The organism is Streptomyces sp. NPDC043853 (assembly GCF_056436025.1).
In genome coordinates this window covers 81646-102902 of record NZ_JBWKDJ010000022.1, presented here as the reverse complement: position 1 = coordinate 102902, position 21257 = coordinate 81646, and the positions used below count along the sequence as shown (strand labels likewise).

Annotated in this window: 18 protein-coding genes and 1 pseudogene; 9 read left to right on the top strand and 10 right to left on the bottom strand. The window is 71.6% G+C overall.

What is annotated here, in order from left to right; all coding sequences use genetic code 11:
- Positions 1-207: 207 nt before the first annotated feature.
- The gene (locus tag AC067U_RS36090; protein WP_478834082.1) at positions 208-1473 is read right to left on the bottom strand and encodes an IS701 family transposase; all 1266 of its coding nucleotides are present in this window, start codon (positions 1471-1473) and stop codon (positions 208-210) included.
- A 708-nt stretch (positions 1474-2181) separates the two neighbouring features.
- Between AC067U_RS36090 and AC067U_RS36085 the strand changes: the two genes are divergently transcribed.
- Both AC067U_RS36085 and AC067U_RS36080 read left to right on the top strand, forming a co-directional pair.
- Positions 2182-2586: an effector-associated constant component EACC1 gene (locus tag AC067U_RS36085; RefSeq protein ID WP_478834081.1), complete on the top strand. Its 405-nt coding sequence runs from the start codon at positions 2182-2184 to the stop codon at positions 2584-2586.
- The gene (locus AC067U_RS36080) at positions 2583-3917 is read left to right on the top strand and encodes a caspase, EACC1-associated type (RefSeq protein WP_478834080.1); all 1335 of its coding nucleotides are present in this window, start codon (positions 2583-2585) and stop codon (positions 3915-3917) included. The genes AC067U_RS36085 and AC067U_RS36080 overlap by 4 nt, the downstream gene beginning before the upstream one ends.
- 254 nt (positions 3918-4171) lie before the next feature.
- Here AC067U_RS36080 and AC067U_RS36075 read toward each other — a convergent pair.
- From AC067U_RS36075 to AC067U_RS36045, 7 genes and pseudogenes are all read right to left on the bottom strand, one after another.
- A pseudogene (locus tag AC067U_RS36075) lies at positions 4172-4581 on the bottom strand (hypothetical protein); the annotation flags it as partial.
- A gap of 80 nt (positions 4582-4661) precedes the next feature.
- Positions 4662-5531, bottom strand: coding sequence for a carbohydrate ABC transporter permease (locus tag AC067U_RS36070; protein ID WP_478834079.1), 870 nt, complete (start codon positions 5529-5531; stop codon positions 4662-4664).
- Positions 5528-6496: a carbohydrate ABC transporter permease gene (locus AC067U_RS36065; RefSeq protein WP_478834078.1), complete on the bottom strand. Its 969-nt coding sequence runs from the start codon at positions 6494-6496 to the stop codon at positions 5528-5530. The genes AC067U_RS36070 and AC067U_RS36065 overlap by 4 nt, the downstream gene beginning before the upstream one ends.
- On the bottom strand, positions 6490-7827 hold the full coding sequence (locus AC067U_RS36060; protein WP_478834077.1) for an ABC transporter substrate-binding protein: 1338 nt from the start codon (positions 7825-7827) through the stop codon (positions 6490-6492). Before AC067U_RS36060 ends, AC067U_RS36065 begins: the two co-directional genes overlap by 7 nt.
- Positions 7827-8807 (bottom strand): GNAT family N-acetyltransferase, encoded by a 981-nt coding sequence (locus tag AC067U_RS36055; protein WP_478834076.1) that lies wholly within the window; start codon positions 8805-8807, stop codon positions 7827-7829. Before AC067U_RS36055 ends, AC067U_RS36060 begins: the two co-directional genes overlap by 1 nt.
- Positions 8808-8990: 183 nt before the next feature.
- Complete coding sequence (locus tag AC067U_RS36050) at positions 8991-10097, bottom strand: exo-beta-N-acetylmuramidase NamZ family protein (RefSeq protein ID WP_478834075.1); 1107 nt, start codon at positions 10095-10097, stop codon at positions 8991-8993.
- Between the two features lie 399 nt (positions 10098-10496).
- Positions 10497-11366, bottom strand: a complete 870-nt coding sequence (locus AC067U_RS36045) for a MurR/RpiR family transcriptional regulator (RefSeq protein ID WP_478834074.1) — start codon at positions 11364-11366, stop codon at positions 10497-10499.
- A gap of 67 nt (positions 11367-11433) precedes the next feature.
- Here AC067U_RS36045 and AC067U_RS36040 point away from each other — a divergent pair, with 67 nt between their 5' ends.
- Positions 11434-12300, top strand: coding sequence for an EamA family transporter (locus AC067U_RS36040; RefSeq protein WP_478834088.1), 867 nt, complete (start codon positions 11434-11436; stop codon positions 12298-12300).
- Positions 12301-12603: 303 nt separating this feature from the next.
- On the opposite strand, the gene AC067U_RS36035 is transcribed toward AC067U_RS36040, so the two are convergent.
- Together AC067U_RS36035 and AC067U_RS36030 are read right to left on the bottom strand one after the other, a co-directional pair.
- Positions 12604-13131 (bottom strand): hypothetical protein, encoded by a 528-nt coding sequence (locus AC067U_RS36035; RefSeq protein ID WP_478834073.1) that lies wholly within the window; start codon positions 13129-13131, stop codon positions 12604-12606.
- A gap of 165 nt (positions 13132-13296) precedes the next feature.
- Positions 13297-14601, bottom strand: a complete 1305-nt coding sequence (locus AC067U_RS36030; RefSeq protein WP_478834072.1) for a hypothetical protein — start codon at positions 14599-14601, stop codon at positions 13297-13299.
- Between the two features lie 352 nt (positions 14602-14953).
- On the opposite strand from AC067U_RS36030, the gene AC067U_RS36025 reads away from it, so the two are divergent.
- From AC067U_RS36025 to AC067U_RS36000, 6 genes are all read left to right on the top strand, one after another.
- Positions 14954-15697 carry a cupin domain-containing protein gene (locus AC067U_RS36025; RefSeq protein WP_478834071.1) on the top strand — a complete coding sequence of 248 codons (744 nt, stop codon included), beginning with the start codon at positions 14954-14956 and terminating at the stop codon, positions 15695-15697.
- Positions 15694-16773 (top strand): hypothetical protein, encoded by a 1080-nt coding sequence (locus tag AC067U_RS36020; protein ID WP_478834070.1) that lies wholly within the window; start codon positions 15694-15696, stop codon positions 16771-16773. Before AC067U_RS36025 ends, AC067U_RS36020 begins: the two co-directional genes overlap by 4 nt.
- Positions 16770-17855 carry a hypothetical protein gene (locus AC067U_RS36015; RefSeq protein ID WP_478834069.1) on the top strand — a complete coding sequence of 362 codons (1086 nt, stop codon included), beginning with the start codon at positions 16770-16772 and terminating at the stop codon, positions 17853-17855. Before AC067U_RS36020 ends, AC067U_RS36015 begins: the two co-directional genes overlap by 4 nt.
- Positions 17852-18778, top strand: coding sequence for a hypothetical protein (locus AC067U_RS36010; RefSeq protein WP_478834068.1), 927 nt, complete (start codon positions 17852-17854; stop codon positions 18776-18778). Before AC067U_RS36015 ends, AC067U_RS36010 begins: the two co-directional genes overlap by 4 nt.
- Positions 18779-18821: 43 nt before the next feature.
- Complete coding sequence (locus AC067U_RS36005) at positions 18822-19367, top strand: hypothetical protein (RefSeq protein WP_478834067.1); 546 nt, start codon at positions 18822-18824, stop codon at positions 19365-19367.
- 84 nt (positions 19368-19451) lie between these two features.
- Complete coding sequence (locus AC067U_RS36000) at positions 19452-21233, top strand: asparagine synthetase B family protein (protein ID WP_478834066.1); 1782 nt, start codon at positions 19452-19454, stop codon at positions 21231-21233.
- Positions 21234-21257: the final 24 nt, after the last annotated feature.

The window sequence follows — 21257 nt, the reverse complement described above, 5'->3', positions numbered from 1 at the left end:
CCCACACGGCGCTCTCGGCGGCCAGACACCCTACGAACGCCTCAAGCAGAAGACCCAGACACGGATGTAACCAAGCTCCGGCAGATGCACACCTAGTAGTGCTTGGTCAGGTTTGTGTTGCTGCTGGTATGTCGCGGTGACAGGTGGGGCAGGCGCCGGTCCAGACTGCCAGGAGGGTCTGTAACTCGCGGACGATCCGGTAGAGGGTCAGGCCGGCGCCGTTTCTTTTGGGGCTCTGGCCAGTCGCTGGAGGGTGCAGAAGGCGTGGGCGGCGGAGACGAGGGTGACGTGGTGGTGCCAGCCGTTCCAGGTGCGGCCCTCGAAGTGGGCCAGGCCCAGGGCCTGCTTCATCTCGCGGTAGTCGTGCTCGATGCGCCAGCGGAGCTTCGCCAGCCGCACGAGTGTGGTCAGCAGGGTGTCCGCGGGCAGGTTCGAGAACCAGAACTGGACCGGCTCGGCCTGGCCGGCAGGCCATTCGGCCAGCAGCCAGCACGCCGGCAGTTCCGGCCCGTCGACGGCCTTGCGGACCTCGCGGCCGGCGGGCCGGACCCGCAGGACAACGAATCGTGAGTACATCCGCTTGAAGCCGCTGCGGCCCGTTCCGGGACGGGAGCCCTCGCGCCATTGCACCGGCCTGGCCGCCCGCTTCCCGGCCTCGATGACCAGGCTTTTCACGCTCCGGGCCGGCTCGGGATACCTCGCCACCGGCCTGCGTCCGGTGCCGCTGTAGGGCGGAGTTGAGGGCACCGCGTCGCCGGGCTGGGCGGTCACGGTGGTGGAGATGCCCACCACGTAGTGCAGGCCGCGTTCCTGAAGGCCGAGGCGGAAGGCAGCGGTGTCCCCGTATCCCCCATCAGCGACGGCGAGGGGGATCTCCAGGCCCCACGACCGTGTCTCGTCGACCATGTCCAGGGCCAGCTGCCACTTCTCGACATGCCCGAGTCCCTCGGGGATGCCGCACTTCGCCCGGCGGGCCACCTTCGCGGGATCGGCCTTCGGCGATACAGGGTCCCATGTCTCGGGGAGGAACAGCCGCCAGTCGACCGCCGCCGAGGCATGGTCACCTGCCAGGTGCAGCGAGACCCCTGCCTGGCAGTTGGTGACCTTGCCCGCGGTGCCGGTGTACTGCCGCGTCACACAGGCCGAGGCATCGCCGTCCTTGAGGAACCCGGTGTCATCGATGACCAGCGTGGTCGGCTTGATCGCCGACTGCATCCTCCACGCGAGTCGGGCCCGCACGTGGGCCGGGTCCCACGGACTGGAGGTGATGAAGTGGGCCAGGGCCTGCCGGTTCCCGTCCTCACCCAGCCGGGCGGCCATCGGCTCCACCGACTTGCGCCCGCCGTCCGTCAGCAGCCCGCGCAGGTAGACCGACCCCCACCGACGCTGATCCGCACGCGCGAACGGCTCGAACACCTCCGCCGCGAAATCCTCCAGATCACACCGGACCGCAGCCAACTCCTCAGGCATCACAACCGGTCAACGGGGCAGCCAATCATCCGGACACGCCACCAAAGACTGAACCTGACCAAGCACTACTAGTGCTGTGACCTCAAACACCAGGGCCGGTGGGACAGCGGCCATGCGGCCCCGCTCGCCACGGTTCCCGGTTCGGATCCCTGTGGGGGCTGGGGTGCGATTGGCCCAGGTCCCCCACCAGTAGCCGCCCGCTGGATCGCCACGTACACCGACGGCGCGGGCTCTCCCGTCACCAAGAGCGGCATCGACCTCTTGGCGACCAGCAACGGCCGCACCGCGGCCGTCTGGTCGCCAACCAGAGCCCGCCGCTTCGCACCCTGACACCCCGGAAGCAGCGGCTGCGCGTCCGGGTTTGCGTTCGCGGCCGCCCATGTCCTCGCCCCCGTCCGGCGTCCCCGTCTGCGGCGCTGTGAAGCAAGGCTCCGACACCGGGGGATATCGAGAACCGGGGCCGGGCGGGGCGGTCAGGGCGCGCAGCGTCGCGTCGACCATGCCGCCCACGGGTCCGGAGAGCGGGCCGTGCTGCCAGGCGGGGTTGAGTAGCCGGGAGCGGTGGTCGTGGTGCAGCGCGAACGCGACTTCGCGCACGCTTCCAAGGGGATCAGCTGGAGCTGTGCTCCGGCCGCGGGCGCCCGCTCCTCGGATCCGAGTCTGACGCCGCGGCCATGACATGAACGGGCGGGCCCTGGCACGATGGGGCGCATGGCTGAATTCAGCGAAGACGCGGCGTTAACCGTCGTCGCCTCGGGCGAGCTGCGGCTGACCGTCACGGACTCCGACACCCACCTGCTCCCGCTCCGTGACTGGCTCGCGGCCGAGGACTCCCTGCGGGGCAAGGTGTCCCTGCTGCGGCCGTCCCCCGAGCCCGGGCACATGGGAGCGCTGGCCGACATCCTCGTCGTCGCCCTGGGTTCCGGAAGCGCCGGGGCGGTGCTCGCCAGATCGCTGACCACCTGGCTGACACAACGTCGGGCAGACGTGAAGGTGACCATCACGACCTCGGGCGGCCGACGGTTGAGCGTTGACGTGCGCCGTGCCCGTGACGTTGAGGCGGTCGTCCGGGAGATCGGCGCCCTCGTCGAGCCTCCCGCGTCCGGTGAGGAGTGACCGCGCCACGGTATCCGCACGGTCCGTCCAGCCGGGCGGTGCTCATCGGGGCGAGCCGGTTCGCCGACGGCGGCCTCCCGGCGATCCCTGCCGTGCGGAACGACCTGGACGCTCTGCACCGTGCCCTCACCCACCCGCGCCACGGGCTGCTCGCACCCGGGCATTGCCGCGTCCTGTCCGATCCCGGCGAGCAGCGCGCCGTCGGTGCGGCACTGGAGCGGGCGGCCCGTGAGGCGGGCGACATGCTGCTGGTCTACTACGCGGGCCACGGTCTCCTCGATGAGGACGGCCGGCTGCACCTGGCGCTGACCGGAACCGATCCGGACCGGCCGGGTTTCACCTCGGTACCGCTGGAACTCGTCCAACGGGACCTGGCCCGGGCCCGCGCCCGTGCACGCGTCCTGCTGCTGGACTGCTGTTTCTCGGGACGCGCGGTGGCCGCCATGGCCGGACCGCATACCGCCGCCGTCGCCGGCCAGCTCGACCTGACCGGCACCTACACACTGACCTCCACCACCTCGACCGCCCCGTCGCACGCACCGCCCGGCGCCCGCCACACCGCCTTCACCGCGGCCCTGCTCGACGCGCTCGCACAGGAGAAACCGCTCACGCTCGACGGAATCTACCGGTACGTGGACCGCGAACTGGCAGGGCTGGGCCTGCCCCGGCCGCAACGCCGCTCCGTCAACGCCGCCGGCGACCTCGGCCTCGTCACCGGACCAGCCATGGTCGACGGCCCGCCGGCGGTTCCGGCGCCGACGGCCGGCGACGAGTACATACTCGCCCATCCGCGCCGAAGCCCGGTGCAGCGCGCGGGACTGGGCCTGCTCTGGCTGGCGGTCTTGTCGGCCCCCGTCACCTGGCTCGTCAACGCCGACCTTCTTGCCGTCCATCTCCTGCCGGCGCTCATCCTGATCGGGCGGACGCGACGGTACGACTTCGCGCTGACCGTCAACGGCTCGGGACTGACGATGCGGGACGGGGCGCAGACTCACCACGTCCCGTGGCAGGACATCGAGTACGTCGGGATCCTGGGCCACGACCCCCGGTACACGGAACAGACACACATCGTGCTGGTCCGCCTGCGCCCCCACGTTCTCGAGTACCTGGACACCCTGACGAGGCCGCAGCTCCTGCCCGACTGGCTGTACCGCAAGGGCGGGAGCGACTTCCGCAGGCTGGGCTACATCAACTTCTGCAAGCTCAGCGACATCGGCGCGAGCGAGCTCAGCCTGAAGGAGGCCGTCGCCGGCGTTGCGGGCAGAGCGGCGTTCCGCAGCGACCGCGAGCTGATCGAGCAGGACCCCAGACTCGCCTCGCCGCCCCGCTGATCAGAAGGCGGGCCGCACAGCCGCAACCGCCGGCGGCTCTCGCTTCGGCGACCGTCGTCGATGGGTCGGTCGGCTGCTCGTCCGGCATGCAGCAGGCGGTGACGCCGCAGCACTCACCGGCCACGGCCGGCTGCTGGTGGTGTCGGTGAATCCGGCTGCTTCCAGCCCGTGCTCCGCGGCGTGCGCGTGCACGGTGATGGCGGGCGGGGTGAGGGCGGTCGCCGCGGTGACGGCCCGCACGCGGGCCGTCGCACGTCGAGAGCTGCGTAGTCACCGTCAGTCAGGCCCGGGCGGGCCTCCACTCGGTGGAGCAGAGCGTGTCCCCGGATGGTGGGCGATGACCCACGCCCGATCCGTGTCCGTAAGCTCGTCATCGACCCAGACGAACGGTCGCCCTGCCGCCCATTCGACCAGGGCACGGGACTTCCAGTGCGGTCCGTCGCGTTCGTCCTGCTCATCGACATCAGACGGCTCTGGCCAGACACCCACGGCCAGCTGAGGGAGACCGATCACCGGAACGACGCACTCGTTCGCGTCGTGGTCCACGTCGTTGCCAGACCACCTCGCACGGAAGGGCGGCGAGCTTGGGACCGTGCTCAGGGTTCGTTTGAACTGACGGAGCAGGGCGAAAGGTCTGTTCCATGACGGAGCAGAGCTTGCCCAGGCCCAAGATGTTCGGGGCACCCTTGCGGGAGACGAGCTGACGGTGCGGCAGTGACGGCACCGGGCGCGTGCCGGGGCTTCTCACTTGAGGCCGCTGAGCATGGCGCCGCGGATGTAGTACTTCTGCAGCAGCAGGAAGACGATCAGGATCGGCGTGGTGCTCAGGACGAGACCGGCCATGACGATCGGCATCGTGCGGGTCGGGTCCACGTGGTCCTGCAGGAGCTGGATGCCGACGGGCAGGGTCATCACGTCCGGGTTGGCGGTCGAGATGAGCAGCGCCCAGATGTACTCGTTCCACGCGTGGACGAAGGTCAGCAGACCGAGCGTCAGCACGACCGGCCTGGTCTGCGGCAGGATGATCCGCCACCACACGGCGAACTCTCCGGCACCGTCGATGCGCGCGGCCTCAAGGACCTCGTCCGGGATCGAGACCATGAACTGGCGCATCAGGAAGATTCCGAAGCCGTTGACGAGGAACGGCATGGCGAGCGCCGCGATGCTCAGGGTCAGGCCCGCACCCCCGCGTCCGAACAGGTCGTTGCCGCCCGCCAGCGGCCAGTGCACCAGGATCAGGAAGTGCGGGATGAAGAAGAGGAACGGAGGGAACATCATCGTCGACAGCACGAGCCGGAAGATCAGGTTCCGGCCGGGGAAGCGTAGTTTGGCGAGCGCGTAGCCGGCGAGTGATGACGTGAACAGCACCGAACCGGTGATCACGGCGGTTGCGATGACGCTGTTGCGGAAGAGCAGCGGCAGATTGAGCTGGTCGACCGCCGCCCGGTAGTTCGACAGGTCGAACGCCTCGGGCATGAACCGGTACGGCAGCGTTCCGGCCTCGCCGGCCCCCTTGAACGACGTCATCACCATGTCGAGGAACGGCACCACCGTGAGCACGGCGCCGGTCACGACCACCAGATACGAGAACCACGGGAACCGGCGGCGGATCATGCGTCCTCCCCTGTGCGCCGGAAGATCCACAACTGCACCAGGGTGACCACGAGGACCACCACGAACAGTACGAAGGCGGCGGCACTCGCAGGGCCCCACCGGCCGTAGGAGAATGCCTGCCGGTACATCTCCAGGGCAGCCACGTCGGTCGCGTCCCCCGGCCCTCCCCCGGTCATCACGGTGATCAGCGCGAAGGACTGCAGACCGCTGATGAGCTGGGTGATGCACACCAGCAGCAGGGACGGCCTCAGAAGCGGCAGTGTGATCTTCCGGAAGACCGTGACCGGCCCGGCGCCGTCGAGCGCTGCGGCCTCGTAGTACGAGCCGGGGATGGACTTCAGCCCCGCAGTCAGGACGAGGATCGCCGAGCCGACCGACGCCCATGCCTGAACGACGACGACCGAGGGCAGCGCGGTGTCAGGGTCCTGGAGGAAGGCCACCGAGCCGAGCCCGAGGGCGTTGAGTACGCCGTTGACGAGGCCGCCCGGCTCGTACATGTACTTCCACAGGTTGCCGACGGCGACGACGGTCGTCACGACCGGCAGGAAGTAGAAGGTGCGCCACAGACCCTGGAACCGCAGGTTGTCGATGCAGGTGGCGACGACCACGGAGGCGGCGAGCGCGAGGACCACGGTGCCCGCGGCGAACAGCAGCGTGTTGGTGAGGATCGGCGCCAGGAACGTCGAGCCGTCCGCGAAGAGGCCGGTGAAGTTGTCCATGCCGACCGGCTGGATGCCGCCGAGATCGAAGCCTGCCCAGTGGGACATCGACAGCAGCACCGCGAGGCCGAGCGGCAGGATCAGGAAGACGGCGAAGAACAGCAACGTCGGCGCCAGGAAGAGGTAGGCGGCGATGGCCTGGCGGCGCCGGGCCCGGGCCCGGGCGCGGCCGTCGGCAGCGGGCCCGGCGGAGTGCGTGCCGGGCGCCGGCCGCTCGGCCGTCGCCGGCGTCAGCGTGCTCACCATGAGCGCGACACCTCTCGGTCGACCTGGCGGCGGGTGGTGCGCAGTGCCTGGTCGACCGACTGCTGACCGGTCCACAGCGCCTCGATGTTCTTGCGCAACAGCGACTTGGCCTGTTGCGCGCCGGGCACGTTCGGCTCCGGCACCGAGTACGCCAGCGCGTCCAGGAAGGGGTGCAGGTTCGCATCGCTGTGCGCGCCCAGGAGCGTCCGCATGTCGTCGGCGCGACCCGTGAGGGAGCCGGCGGATACTTGCAGGGAGCTCATCCGGGTCGCTTTCCCAGCTGCCCGCGCGCTCTTCACGTTCACTTTCTCGGCGTTGAGCCAGCGCAGGAACTCCCAGGCCGCGTGCGGGTGCCTGCTGGCCGCGTTGACCCCCAGCATGAAGCCGGTGGAGAGCGTGGCACGCCTGCCGTTCCTCTCGGGGAGGGGCAGCGGTGCGACGCCGACGTCGCGGTAGTCCTTGCCCATGAGGGCCTTCAGGGTCCCGGTCCACCAGCCGGCGCTGATCACCATGGCCACCTGCCCGGACCGGAACGCCCTGTAGACGTTGACACCGGGGGCACTCGCACCGCCGGTGACCAGACGGTGCTCCAGATCGAACACGGTCCGTCCGGCTTGCGAGTCGATGGCGGTGCTCCTGCCGTCCTTGGAGACGAACCTGCCGCCGGCGGCGTTGAGCAGGGCGAGTGTCTGGCCGACGGTGGTGGAGTCGTCAGCGGTCGACAGCCCGAAGCCCTGGACCAGTGGGTTGCCGTACCGGTCGCGCCTGGCGGTGCGGTAGGCGGTCTCCTCCAGCTCCCGCCAGGTGCGCGGCGGGCCGGCGATGCCGGCTTCGCGCAGCAGCCGCTTGTTGTAGTACAGGGCGTACGTCTGCACCTCGGTGGGGTAGCCGTAGACCCGGCCGCCCACCGAGGCGGCGTCGACCGCGGCTTCGCTGTAGCCGCGTGTGATCTCCTCGGCGTGCTCGGACGGGGCGGGCCGCAGGACGCCGGCCTGGACCAGCTGGCCGTTCCACAAGCAGTAGGGGTGGAGGATGTCGGTGCCCTGGCCCGCCGCCTGCCGGACCATGAACGTGGTCAGCAGGTCCGCGAACTCGACCGCCAGGGTCTGCACCTTGACCCGGTCGTGGGTGGCGTTCCATTCGTCGACCGGGCCGTGCAGGGCCTCCTTGAGCACCCCGCTCGCGTAGTGGGAGAGCAGGGTGAGGACGATCGGATCCCCGGGCCGTCCGGTCCCCCGGTGCGGCGCGGAGCATCCGGCGGCGAGCAGCGCCGAGGGGAGCGCAAGCGCGAAGTGACGGCGGCTCAGGCCGTCGGCTCGGGATGCCCGCATCATCCGATGACGTCCCGGCGCATCACGCGGAACACGCGGGTCGTGGTGAAACCGGTCTTGCGGTACAAGTGGCCTGCCGGAGACTGCGCGCCGGTCCACAGGAACCATGCGGAGTGCGCGCGGCGCGCCCGCATCCTCTGCAGGACCAGGTGCAGGAGGACCTCGCCGAGCCCGGTGCCGCGCATCTCCTCCAGCACTCCGATCGGGCCGAACCGCTCGTCCACCGCGTCGAACGCGCCGTGCATCGCCCAGCCGACCATGCGGTCCGAAGGGTCCCGGACGACGACGATCCGGTCGAGCGGCGTGCCGGCTGCCACAGACGCCCGGATCGTGCACGCCCAGTCCGGACCGAAGTGGCTCCCGGCGAGCGCGAAGAGGTCCACCAGGTCGTCGTCGGACGGCGTGCCGAACCGGTAGCCCTGCGCGGTCAGTTCCTCCACGCGGCGCGTGACGTCCTCCGGGCAGCGATAGCCCACCAGGCCACGGTCCATCGCCGCCGCTTCGTACAGGGGGCGAAAGCCCAGGGACTCCAGGAGCCGGGCCGCTTCCGGGTATGTCTCGGCGTCCAGGCCCGGGAGGACGTAGTTCGGGGTGTACGAGGAGAAGTCCACCCGGGTGCGGCCGTGTCCGTGCAGCCAGTCGAGGGCCTCGGCCAGCAGCCGGCGGCCGAGGCCGCGCCCGCGGGCGGCCGGGTCGACGAAGAAGAACGGGATCCAGCCCTGCTCCGGCTCGAGGTCTGTGCCGGTCATCGGCGTCAGACGCCGTACTGCGTAGGCCGCTCCGACGACACGGTCGCCCTCGACGGCGATCCTGAGTCCCTCCGGATCGAAGTTGGTGTCGAGCAGCAGCAGGGAACGGAAGCGGTCGGCAGTGATGGGGTCGGCCGGCGCACTGCGCCGCCACACCTCCACCACGTGCGGTCCGTCGCCCGCGCGAAAGCCACGGATGTCGGCCCGGGATGTCGCTGTGCGATTGGTCATCGGCGGGGTTGTCCTTCCCTATGCAGGTCGGGGACGGCCTCGGGCGTCGCCCCCCGGGGATGCTCCGGTCCGGTGGCGTGTGTGTGGGGGGCGTCCGTGGTGGCTGTCGGTTCTGTGCCGGCATCCGCTTCCGTCGGGGGAACAGGAACAGCAGCAGGTCGCGGTGCGGCAGCGGGTCTGGTCTCAGGGGTAGAGCAGCACGTCGTCACCAGCCCATCGGCCGGGCGGCGCCGGCGGATCGCAGAGTTGCAGGGGATCGTCGCCCGCGTCGACGGCACGCCGCAGCCGGTCGGACCCCCATAGCAGGTCGATGAAGGGACGCTGGTCGCTGCCTTCCATGCCGCTGTCAGCGGTGTGCCAAGCGAAGTGGTCCGGGTACAGCCGCCGCAGCATACCGATCATGGCCACGGCGGTGCGTACGGGAGCGAATGCCTCGCGGTCGGTGACATGGAGCTGGACCCCGCGCAGCAGCCGTCCGGCGTGTTTGTGGAACGTCGGCACGAACCGCAGATCACGGAAGTGCACACCCGGCAGGCCGAGTTCGGCGAGCGAGGGCGCGAACCGCGCGTCGAGGTACGGGGCCCCGACGATCTCGAAGGGCTGTGTGGTCCCCCGGCCCTCCGAGAGGTTCGTACCCTCGAACAGGCACGTGCCGGGGTAGACGGTGGCCGTAGCGGGCGTCGGGATGTTCGGCGAGGGCGCGACCCACGGCAGGGCGGTCGCCTCCGCGCTCATGGCGCGCCGCCAGCCGGCGACGTCGATGACGGTCAAGTCAACGGCAGTGCCCGCCGCTTGGGGCACCGATGACGTGTTCAGATACCGGGCGAGCTCGCCGCAGGTGAGCCCGTGCCGGACGGGTACCGCGGCCCGCCCGACGAAGCTCGCCCATGCCGGGTCGAGCAGCGGGCCCTCGCTCACGAGTCCACCGAGGGGATTGGGCCGGTCGGTGACCACGAACCGTACGCCCGTACGGGCTGCGGAGACCATCAGGTCGAACATGGTCCACACGTAGGTGTAGAACCTGGCCCCGATGTCCTGCAGGTCGTACACCAAGGCATCGATACCACTGTCGAGCAGCAGTTCGTCGAGGAGCTCGCCGCTGCACCGGTACGTGTCGTGAACCGGCAGGCCGGTGATGGGGTCCGCGTGAGCGGCCGCGCTCTCGCCGGCCTGACCGGCACCGTGAAGACCATGCTCGGGGCCGAACAGGGCGACAAGGCGCGCGCCGGCTTCCATCAGCGCCGGTGCTGCCGGGCGCAGGTCCGGCAGAACGCCCGTGTGGTTGGTCACCAGCCCGAGCCGACCGGGCCCGGCGAGTCCCGGCGACGCACACAGTCGCACGATCCCGGTCGTCACCGGGACGCGGTCGTCCGTCCTCACCCTTTGCCCCGTCTGCCAGTGACATCCCGAAACCACAGCAAGAAATTTACTGCTATGTCCTGAAACTACGCGATGATCACGGCGGGGAAGGAACGGAAAGTGTGGATGTCGTAGACCAGGGTGGCTTCGGTTTCGCCGTACAGCTCGCTGATCAGCTCTACTCCGGTGACGATGCCCATGTGACCGTCGAGACCGTCGAGGTGGCCTGTCGGGCTGTCGCAGGTGATGAACGGCCTGCGGAAGAGGAAGTCGGCCGGGCACCTCGGTGCACTCTCTTCGCCGCCGCCACGACCTGGCTCCGGTCGGGCGTCAGTACGAGTGGTCGACCGTTACGTCCGCCGAAAGGCGCAGCGCCGCTTCGGCCGGCGCGCCGCGCAGGTGCAGCAGGGTGAGGGTGAGGGCGTCGATCACGGCGAGGTGGGCGAGTCGGCTGGCGACGGTTTCGAGTCCGAAGACCAGGTCCTGGCCGCCGGCCACGAGTGTGCAGTCGCTGGACTCGCTGAGCGGCGAGCGGGCGTAGCTCGTGAGGGCGACGACGCGGGCCCCGGCCTGACGCGCGCCGCGGGCGGCGTCCACCGTGCTGCGGGTGGCGCCCGTATGGCTGATGGCCAGGCAGGCATCGGAGGGCGCCAGTTGCGAGGCGGCCAGTTGCGCGGTCAGCTGGTCGGCCGGCGCGTCGACGGCGAAGCCGAGCGCGCGCAGCCGGTAGGCGGTGTCGAGTGCGACCGCGCCGGACAGTCCCGCGCCCACCACCAGCACCCGGGGGGCCGCGTCGAGCAGTGCGGCCGCCGCACTCAGTCGCTCCGGGGTCACCGTCGCCGCCACCCCGTCCAGGGCCTCCCGGGCGGCATGGAGCGTGTCGGCCAGGGCGCGGGCGGCGGGGTCGCGGTCCCGGGAGGGCTCCCGGGCAGGCGCCTGCCGGGCGGCGGCGAGCTTCAGCTCCTGGTACCCGCGGAACCCCAGCCGCTGGCAGGCCCTCACGACCGAGGACGGCGCGGTGCCGGCCAGCGCCGCTACGTCGCTGACGCTGAGGTGGACCAGCTCGGCGCCCTTCTCCACGACGACCTGGGCCACCCGCGCCTCGGTGTCACGCAGGTCGGACAGATGGGCGCGGATGTGGGCGGCGAGCCCTCCGACGCCGGCCGGGGCCGCCCTGCGCGTCGTGGAATCAATTTCCATGCGGCTATCCTAGCAAGGAATTCCATTCCAGAGCCGGTCTGCCGTGGGAGCGAACGTGCCCGGAATCATGCCGTCCGTATCGGGATCGGCCGCCGTGCCCCTCGTCGTGCTCGCCTCGGCGATGCTGCACGCCGTCTGGAACGGCCTCACCCACGGCCTGCGCGACAAGCTCGCCGGCTTCACGCTCATCAGCCTGGCCTCCGCCGGCTGCGGGGCCGTTCTCGTCTGCCTGGCCCCGCTGCCCGACCCGGCGGCATGGCCGTACATCGCAACCTCCGCCGCGCTCCAGGTGGCGTACCAACTCTTGCTCCTGCGCGCCTACCAGCTTGGCGACTTCGGCCAGATGTACCCGACGGCCCGGGGCACCTCGCCCCTCGTGGTGGCCCTGGTCTCCGCCACGCTCCTCGGCCACTCCCTGCCCGCCGGGCAGGCCCTCGGCATCGCGGTGATCTCCTGCGGACTGGCCGGTCTCGCCCTCGCCGACGGAATCCCGGGCCGGGCCCAACTGCCCGCGCTGGCCGCCGCTCTCGGCACCGGCGTGATGATCGCCTCGTACACCCTCGTCGACGGCAGCGGCGTCCGCGTCTCCGGCAGCGTCTTCGGCTACATCGCCTGGCTCTACCTCTGCCAGGGACTCGTCCTCCCGCTCATCGCCTGGGCCCGCCGGGGGCCCTCCCTGCTCACCGCGCTGCGCCCGCTGTGCGGCCGCGGCCTGGCCGGCGGACTGATCTCGCTGCTGGCGTACGGGCTCGTCGTATGGGCGCAGGCGCGTGGCGACCTCTCCACCATCGCCGCCCTGCGGGAGACCAGCATCGTCTTCGGAGCACTGATCGGTGCGGTCGTCTTCCGTGAACGCCTCGGCCACCGGCGCATCACCGCGAGCGCCGCCGTCCTGGCGGGGATCGCAGTGCTACAGCTGACCGGCGGCGCCTGAGGGCGGGGCCGGCGCCCGGCTCGTACCTCGGGTCGGCGCTGGTCCGCGGGCCGGTCGGCCTCCGGCACTCCGAGCAGCCGGCAGATCACGATGACGGCAGCGGAACCGCCAGGCGTGCCACGAAGTCGGGCGGTTCGCCGACGGGCCACTGGTCCAGCAACTCGGGCGATGACCCGACCCAACTGCTCACAGGATCGCCCGTCAGCACAGTCTCCCCCGCGGCTTCCCGGCCGGGGTTGTTGGGCAACAACCCCGGCCGGGAAGCACCCTGAGAACAGCGCATGCAGCCGGCCGGCGCCCTGCTCAAGGAACGGGCGTCGCGGCGGTCGACTCCAGGTGGTACGTCGTGTCGACGCAGAAGCCGTTGTCGGCCGTCGCCTTGATCTCCAGCACGTAGTGGCCGGGCGCCAGTGGTGCGACGCCGGACCAGAGGCCCCAGGTGAACCGGCGGGTCAGCCACCTGGTGCGGAACTGCCCCGAGAACTCCTGCAGGGGGAGCGGAACGCCGTTGAGGGCGGCCACCGCCTTCAGCACTCCCATGGTCTGCGGGGTCTTCGAGTAGGACCGGTTGTGCTGCATGTTGAGCACGGGGAAGAAGAGGGCGCGGTCCGACGGAACCGCGCAGCGCCGCACGACGCGGCCACCGTAGGTGCCGGCGAGGAACCAGAGGTCGTCCGGTTGGTTCCAGCCGGCGTGTTCGCCGGTCGTGTCACCGACCGGGGAGCGGTCCTCGGGCACGGACATGGCCCATCGCCACCACCGCCCCGAAAGGGTTGCGCCCTCCTTGTCGCTCAGCTTCCGCCCGCTGTCGACCAGTCCCGCACCGCTCATGATGTCCTCCCCCGGCTATGCCTCTGACCTGGGCTTGTTCAAACACGCGGACACTACCCTGTGCGGCGCCCGGACCGAGGAGGCGGAGTGGAGTGGGCCGGTACCGGTACGGGCGGACCGGCCCACGACTGTCACCTGCCGACGTCGCTCACGGCGTGGCGACGCCTACGCGTGACGACGGCGCCGGGCCACGGCGTACAGCGCTGCTCCGAGCGTCACGGCCCCGGCAGCGAGCCCGCCCGCGGTCAACGCGCCGGATCCGGTGTTGGCCAGGTTGCCGCCCGTACCGCCCTGCGGGCCCGGGGTGTTGCCGGGCGTGGTGGTTCCGGGGTCGGGGGTGGTGCTCGCCGAGGCCGTGGGCGATGCCGTGGCCGAGGCCGACGGGCTCGGGGAGGCCGAGGTGGACGTCGACGGGCTCGGCTGCGGTTTGGCTGCCGGTGTGACCTTGATGGTGAGCTTGGCCGCGTTGTTGCCGAGGTCCCGGTCGATATCGGCGATCCTGAGCTCGCCGGGACCGCGTTCGGCCTTGTACCGGTACTCGCCCAGGTAGGTGCCCGGCTTGACCCACGGCTCGATCTTGAAGACCCCCTTCACCGAGCCACCGGTCCCGCCGAACACCCGGCGCCCCTCCGGACCCGGGCGGCCGCTGACGAAGCTGATGCCGGGCGGCAGTACGAACTCGGTCTCCGCCACCTTGCCTTCGAGAGCCATGGTGGCGACCGAACCGGTGCCCTTGATCTGCCAGCCCGGATCGAGCAGCACCTGACCGCCGGCCGGGCCACTGCCGGTGGCGCCGTGCACCGTGAAGTCGGGCTGGTTCGCCGGGTTTCCGACCGTCACCTCACGGCCCCAGAAGTGCCACGACTTGAACGGCTCCGACGGCACGATCTTGATCGGTGCGGCGGTGCCCCTGGACCCTCCGTGCTCCGGCTTGTAGACCGGCCTGCCGCCCGGGGTCCAAGTGACGTAGAAGAGGTCCCGCCACAGTTCGGGGGTCGCGGTGATGTTCAGCCCCGTGTCGATCCGGTAGTACCGGCCGGGCTCGAAGGTGCCGGTGAAGCTGCAGAACAGGTACTCGTCGCGGTACTCCCGCACCGGATCGACCTTGAAGTGCTCGCAGTTCGACGGGCGCTCCTGAGGATTCAGTTCCAGGCCCGGCGGCAGGTGGATACCCAGCTCCGCCCCCTGTACGGGCTTGTCGCCGATGACCGTGAAGCCGAGGCGGAGGCTCTGCTCCTGGCCGTTCTCGACGGTGGTGTCGAGGAGTTCCTCGGAGGTGGCGAGGCCGTGGAACGGGTCCGGGCTGCCCTTCACCGCGTCTTGGCCCTGCCTTCCGGGAGCTGTGTCCGGGATCACCGGGCCGGGCGACGGCGCTGCCTGGGCAACGGCCGCGGCGCCCAGCACCAGTGCGCCGGCAGCCAGCGCCGCGGCGGTCCGCTGCGTGGCCGTGGTGCGCGTGCGGTTCAACATCTTCAGAGAGCCCCTCGGTCTTGTGGGTCAGGCGTTCGAATTGCGCCCGACCCCTGTACGACCGCCACGGGAGCCGACCGGTTGCCCGGGAAAGATCAAAAAATTGCATCGGCGGCGATTGTTCCCGAGGTATGGGTTCCGGTGTTCTGTCGTGGGAGGGTCGCGGTGAGCGCTCCTGGTGACGACGCCCCGCACAGGCCGCTCGGCTCACCCGCCGGCGCACGGCTCTCGGCACGATCCGTCCGCGGCGGGAGGTCCGGATGTGACCAGTTCTCCCGCTGTTCATCATTCGGGCCGTAGCATGCGCGTGCGGGGCGCGTGGAGCGTACCGCGGGCGTCAGGGGGAGGCGCGATGACAGCACGACCGTACGACCGCATGCGCGGGCCGCGCGAAATGGACGGGCACGACCTGCCGGGCGGGGTGGAGCTGTACCACCTCGGGCCGGACGGCCGCATCGTGCTCGCCGACCGTGAGGGGTCCCGGGAGCTCGGGCCCGAGCGGGAGTTCCTGCGGTTCATCGACGACGGGCAGTTCGCGCGCTACCTCGTGGGCGACGCTGCCACCTCGCCGGATCGGCCCTCCAACGCCACGGTGAAACTGGGGGTCGTGGGACCGCGCAGCGCATTCACGCCGCACTCGCACGGCGGTGAGCACTTCGTACTCAGCCTGGGTCACGCCGCGTGCGGACTCTACGACGCGGACCGCGGTCGCGTCGCCCAGGTACCACTCGCACCGGGCATGCTGATCCGCATCCCCGAGATGATGCCGCATTCCTTCGCGAACCGCGGTGACGCCCCGCTGACCATCCTCGCCGCCAACACGGGGTACGGGATCGACCACGAGGACTACGCGATCACCGCCGCGGAAGCCGAGCGCCGGGCCGCCGTCGGCGCCGGGCTGCCCGGCCCGTCCGGGCTCGCCGCCCCGACGGCCGTCACCGCGACGACCGCGACCACCGACTACCGGGGCCTCGCCGCCGCGCTGCGCGACATCGAGCGTGCCCAGCGGGTCCACGGCATCGCGGGAACCACCGTGCGCGAGCGGCTTGCCGCCCGCCTGCGCCGCGTGGCCGCCGCGCTGGAGGTGCCCAGGTGATCTGCCCGCACTGTGAACGCAACCTGCTCCGCAAGGAACGCACCGGCAACGTCTGCAGCCACTGCAGGCGCGCTTACGCGCTGGACCCGAAGACCAACCAGCTGAAGCTGAACGACCTCCGGGTGCGACGGATCGCCACAGGGCTGTCGGACGGCGGACGGATCCATGTCACCCCGGACCAGCTGTGGTACGCGCTGTCGCGCAAGCGGATCAGGGACCGCGAGTCCGATCCCGGCTGCGCGGGCGCCGCCCTCGTCGGTGCCCTGATCACCGGTCTCCTGGCCGCCTTCGGCGAGCTGCCGTTCATGCGGTACGTCTGCGGAGCCCTGCTGGCCCTTGGGGTCGGCATCCTGATCGCCCAGTCGATGGGATTCAACAAGGGCCTCGCGCCCATGCCCCGCTCGGCCTTCCGCGACGCCGCGCTCCTCCCGTGGCTGAGGGTGTACAAGAACCTGCCGCCCGGCGTGGTCGACGACGTCGGCCACCCCTGGCCCCAAAGGGCGGCCGACGCGCCGCCGCCGAACGCCGTACTCGTCTGCCCCGACCCCTCCATCGCCGCCTTCCTCACCGCCGACGGGCTGCCCGAACGCCACGGCATCGCCATGGTGGAGGGCCCCGAGCACGTCGGGGCGTCCCTGCTCTCCGCGCTACCGCCACGCGGCCCGGTCCTGGTACTCCACGACGCCGACGCGCGCGGTGAGCTGCTGCTGCGGCACCTCCGCGCGAACCTCCCCGGCCGCCCGGTGGTCGACGCGGGTCTGTCGCTGCGCCAGGTCCGGGCCCTGCCGAAGGCGGTGGCGTACCGCGATCCCCTGCACAAGCCCTCGCCGGAGGAGATGCAACGGCTCACCGCCCTCGGCGAGTTCACCCAAGAGGAGCTGAAGTGGCTGGCGCGGGGCTGGCGGTTCCCGCTCGTCGGCGTTCCCCCGGTCAAGCTGCTCGCCGTGGTCGACCGGCTCGCCGGACAGGCCGCCCGCGCCGGTGACGCCGAGCGGCGCCACGCCACCGAAGTCGGCTTCATGACCTGGCCCGGGGCTGCCCCGGACGGCACGGATCCGGAGGACGCGTCGAGGTGATCTGCCCGAACTGCTCGGCCAGCCTCAAGCGCACGGAGCGCACCGGCCAGGTGTGCTCACACTGCCACCGCAGGTTCGCCCTGGACCCCCAGATGCACGGCACCGGCATGCACGACCTGCGGATCCGTCGCTGCGCGGAGTCCCTCACCGATCACGGCCGGCTCAAAGTGACGGTCACCCAGCTCTGGTACCGGTCCCGTACGCAGAGCTCGTCATGGCCCGCGCAGGAGGCGCGGGGGATCCGGCGCGGCATCAGCCGGCTGGTGGCCCTGACGGTATGCGCCGGGCTGGTCGCCTACGCGGCCCGCACCGGGGGTGCCGGGGCCTTCTGGGCCGGGGCCGGCGCCCTCCTGGTCCTCGTGGTGCCCAAGCTGGTCCCCTATGAGCGGGCCCGGCCCGCGGGGTCGTCCATCAGCCCTACCGAGGAGCGCTTCCGACCGCTGATGACCGGCAACTGGTGCAGGACGTACGGAGGGCTGCCGCCGGGTGTCGTGGACGACGCGGGGCGCACCCCCGGACGCGCCACCCAGCGGCCGCGCCGGCCCAGGGCCGTGATCCTGTGCGCCGACCACTCCGTCGCGGTCTTCCTGGAAGTGAACGGCGTGCCCGCGCGGCTGGAGGCGGTGCTGCTGGAGGCGGAGCCGGACTCCGCCCGCGAAGGCCTCGTCGAAACCGCGGGCGAGCTCCCGGTCGTGGTGCTCCACGACGCGAGTGCTTTGGGGGTGCTGCTGGCGCCGCTCCTGCGCATCGCCCATCCGGACAGGGCCGTGGTGGACGCCGGGCTGCCGGTGGCCGCGGTCCGGAATCGGCGCGGTGCCGTCCACCGCTTCTCACCGGCTCCGGCCGTGGACGCGGACGCGCTGCGGGCGGTCGCGGGCCTGTCCGAGGAGGACGCCGCCTGGCTGGCCGCGGGGTTCTGGAGCCCGATCGCGGCCGTGCCCCCGGCGCTGCTCCTCACCGTCGTCGAGGAGGCGGTGGAACGGGCCGTGGCGGCCGCCTCGGCCCCGCCCGGCCCCGCACCGGAGCACGGTTTCCTGACCTGGCCGGACGCCCCCACGATGAAAGGCACGTCCCCCGCATGAGCACCAGCACGACCCCTGGTACGGATGCGGGCGCGGGTACGGACCTGCCCCACTCCGGCTCCGCCGCCCGCCCCGGAACGCCCGGTTTCGGGGACCGGCTCCTGGACCTGGCGATCGGGCGCGCCGCGGCCCGCACGGCGGATCCCGGCGGGCTCCGGTTCACGGAACGTCAGCTCTATTACGAGACCTGCCGGGTCCTCAGCCCGGCCTCGCGACTCCTGCGCCGCGTCCCGGGCACCCCGGCGCCGACGCTGCGCCTGCCCTCGTACACCCGCGCCCTCGACGCACACGGGCGGGACAACGTACCGGGCCTGCTGCCGGCCGCGGTCCCTCCGGCGGAGGGTTCCGGTGCCCGGCAGTCCGAGCCCGACCTGTACGACTACGGCCTCCCGCGCCTGCTGCTGTGCCAGGACCGTTCGATCGCCGCGATGCTGCTCGCCAACCACGTCCACCTGGAGGCGGCCTGCCCGATCCTCTCGGCGGCCGACGCGCTGCCGGTGGATCCGCGCCTCGTCGCGGCCCTGGAGCGGGCGGAGGGCGCCACGGTGCACGTCCTGCACGACGCGAGCCCCGAGGGCGTGACGCTCCCGGCGCGGGTACGAGCCGCGCTCGGCCCCGTAGCCGGGGTGCGGGTCGGCTCCCTGGGTCTCGTACCGCGACACGTCTCCACCCTGCGGCTGCCCACGGGCCGCGGTCCCGCCCTCGACCCGGCGGCGGGCCGAGACTGGCCCGCCGCGCTGCGGCCGCGTGAGGCGGCGTGGCTGGCCAGGGGCCGGTTCGCCGAGGTGGCCGCGGTCCCGCCGGCCAGGCTCGTACGGACGGTGCTGCGCCTGACCCGAGGGCCGCGGCCGCCCCGCGACTCCATGTGGGGCGAGCTGAGCGGTCTGCGCACGGCCGGCTTCATGACCTGGCCCACCGCGTGATCGGCCCCCGAGACCCCTTCCACAGACCCGAGGTACGCATACGATGATCCGGCCTCAAGAGATCGGCTACGCAGACGAACTCCTCGCCGACGGCACGGTCCACCGCAGGTACGAGGACGGCCTGGAGGAGTGGCGCAGCCGTACCCCCGCCCGGCCCCACCTGGTGAGCTGGCGCGACAACCGGGGCGGTTCGGGGACCGATGAACTGCTCGGCGACCGCGTCATCAAGCGCACCCTCGCGGACGGCAGCGCGCTCTACGCCCGGGACATCGGCTACGGCCGGACGGTGTGGCCGCGCGGCGAGCGCGTCACCGTCAACCGCAGCTCCTTCGGCGGCCGGATGGGTGCACTGCTCACCGGACTGGGGGTCGCTGCCCTGGCCGTCACGGCCGCCCATCTGCCGCCACTGACCATGACCCCGGCGGAGGAAGAGGCCCTGCGCCGCCAGCAGGAACAGAGCCAGGCCGCCTCCTCGTCCTCCGGAGGCGACGGGGGCGGCGGTGCCGCCGGAGGTGACTCCGGCGACGACAGCTGGGAGGACGGCTGGGACGGCGACGAGGATGCCTGGAGCGACGACGACTTCGGCTGAGCCGGAGCCGGTGCACCGGGGCACCGGGACACCGGGACACCGCGTACAGAGCACGAAGAACAGCACGAAGGAAAGGAGCCGTCCGTGGCACGTCTCAGCGCCTGCCTGGCCGAGACCACCGGGCGGGCCCGCGCCCATCTGGAGGCGATGGGCGCCGCCGGGCCGGGCCACGTCCCCGCCGGTGTTCCCGGTGCGGAGCTGAGCCTGATCCCCGGCGAACCGGGCCGTGCCACGGGCCCGTTCACGGCGTACGGACGCACCGCGGTCGGCGAAGTCACCCTCCACAACCGCCCGGTGCTGTTCGCCGCCCTCGCGGCCCGCGCCGACGCGCCCCCGCCGCCGGCCGACTGCTCCGACGGTGAACTCCTGCTCCACTGCTGGGCGTTGCTCGGCGCGGCCGGAGTGGCGCTGGCCGAGGGAATGTTCGTACTGTCCGTGCTCGACGGCCCGGACCTGGTCCTGATCCGCGACCACGTCGGCGCCCGTACCCTCTTCTACGCGCGGGCCGACGGCGCCTGGGCCGCCTCGACCTCCCTGCGGGCGCTGCGCCGCTGGCCGTCGCTCGGCACGTCCATGAACCTGTCGGCCGTCCGCTCCTTCCTCACCTTCGCGTACCTGCCTGGCGAGGAGACCCTCCTCAGCGGGGTCCGCGAGGTGCTGCCCGGCAGGATCCTGCGGCTGGCCCGCGACGGCGGGGTCGCCGAAACGGTCCACTGGGAGCCCCGGGAGCACATGGAGGACCCGCGCCCCTCCGACCCGACCGGTCATGTCCTCGCCCTGCGCGGCCTGTTGGAGCGGGCCACGGCGAGCCGGCTGCCGGCGGCGGAGCCCGCCGCGGTGCTGCTCTCCGGTGGCATCGACAGCTCCCTGGTCACTGCCCTGGCGTCGAAGCTCCACGGCCACCCCGTACACACGTACTCGATCAGCTTCGGCGACGACCTGCCGAACGAACTGGCCTACTCGGGCCTCGTGGCCTCGCACTGCCACACCAGGCACCGGATCCTGAACGTCTCGGGCGCGGCGGTGGCGGCGCGGCTCGCCGAGGCCGCGGCGCTGCTGGACAGCCCGGTCGGGGATCCGCTCACGGTGCCGAACCTGATGCTGGCCGAGGCCGTGGCCGCGGACGGTGCTTCCGTGGTCCTCAACGGCGAGGGCGGCGACCCCGTCTTCGGCGGGCCGAAGAACCTCCCCATGCTGGTGCAGGAGATGCACCGGACGCCGGGCGCGCCCTGGGACGAGGACCGGGCGACCGCGTACCTGCGTTCGTACCGCAAATGCTGGACGGACCTCCCGGTGCTGCTGACCGCGCCGGTGCTCGAAGCCCTGCGGGACGCCCCGCGCCTGGAGCGGCACGTGGAGCCGTACCTGACCCCGCAGGACCCCGGCCCGCACGCCATGGAGCACCTCCTCAACCGGCTGCTCCACTGCAACCTGCGGACGAAGGGGGCGCACCACATCCTGACGAAGGTGGAACGCCTGACCTCCTCCCAGGGCGTGGAGGGCCGCTCCCCGCTCTTCGACCGGTCGGTCATCGACCACGCCTTCGCGACGCCGCCGGGGTACAAGCTCCGGGGCACGGCGGAGAAGTGGATCCTCAAGGAGGCCGTACGGGATCTGCTCCCGGCGACGGTCGTCGACCGTCCGAAGAGCGGGATGCGGGTGCCGGTCCAGCAGTGGCTGACCGGCCCGCTGCGCGATCTCGGCCACGAGCTGCTCCTCGGCCGCCGGTCCCGGCAGCGGGGCCTGTTCCGGCCGGAGACCATCCGCACCTGGCTGAAGGGCGAGGGCACGCTGCTGCCCAGGCAGGGCGGCAAGCTGTGGCTGGTGCTCACGCTGGAGCTGTGGCTGAGGTCTTACGACGTATGAGTTCCGTGCACACCCCGATCCGCG

What these genes read in the sequence shown, in the direction of transcription:
- AC067U_RS36025 (WP_478834071.1), top strand. Translation starts at nt 14,954, where the DNA reads ATGACAGCACGACCGTACGACCGCATGCGCGGGCCGCGCGAAATGGAC.
- AC067U_RS36060 (WP_478834077.1), bottom strand. Translation starts at nt 7,827, where the DNA reads ATGCGGGCATCCCGAGCCGACGGCCTGAGCCGCCGTCACTTCGCGCTT.
- AC067U_RS36065 (WP_478834078.1), bottom strand. Translation starts at nt 6,496, where the DNA reads ATGGTGAGCACGCTGACGCCGGCGACGGCCGAGCGGCCGGCGCCCGGC.
- AC067U_RS36005 (WP_478834067.1), top strand. Translation starts at nt 18,822, where the DNA reads ATGATCCGGCCTCAAGAGATCGGCTACGCAGACGAACTCCTCGCCGAC.
- AC067U_RS36070 (WP_478834079.1), bottom strand. Translation starts at nt 5,531, where the DNA reads ATGATCCGCCGCCGGTTCCCGTGGTTCTCGTATCTGGTGGTCGTGACC.
- AC067U_RS36030 (WP_478834072.1), bottom strand. Translation starts at nt 14,601, where the DNA reads ATGTTGAACCGCACGCGCACCACGGCCACGCAGCGGACCGCCGCGGCG.
- AC067U_RS36085 (WP_478834081.1), top strand. Translation starts at nt 2,182, where the DNA reads ATGGCTGAATTCAGCGAAGACGCGGCGTTAACCGTCGTCGCCTCGGGC.
- AC067U_RS36010 (WP_478834068.1), top strand. Translation starts at nt 17,852, where the DNA reads ATGAGCACCAGCACGACCCCTGGTACGGATGCGGGCGCGGGTACGGAC.
- AC067U_RS36045 (WP_478834074.1), bottom strand. Translation starts at nt 11,366, where the DNA reads ATGGAAATTGATTCCACGACGCGCAGGGCGGCCCCGGCCGGCGTCGGA.
- AC067U_RS36035 (WP_478834073.1), bottom strand. Translation starts at nt 13,131, where the DNA reads ATGAGCGGTGCGGGACTGGTCGACAGCGGGCGGAAGCTGAGCGACAAG.
- AC067U_RS36040 (WP_478834088.1), top strand. Translation starts at nt 11,434, where the DNA reads ATGCCGTCCGTATCGGGATCGGCCGCCGTGCCCCTCGTCGTGCTCGCC.
- AC067U_RS36055 (WP_478834076.1), bottom strand. Translation starts at nt 8,807, where the DNA reads ATGACCAATCGCACAGCGACATCCCGGGCCGACATCCGTGGCTTTCGC.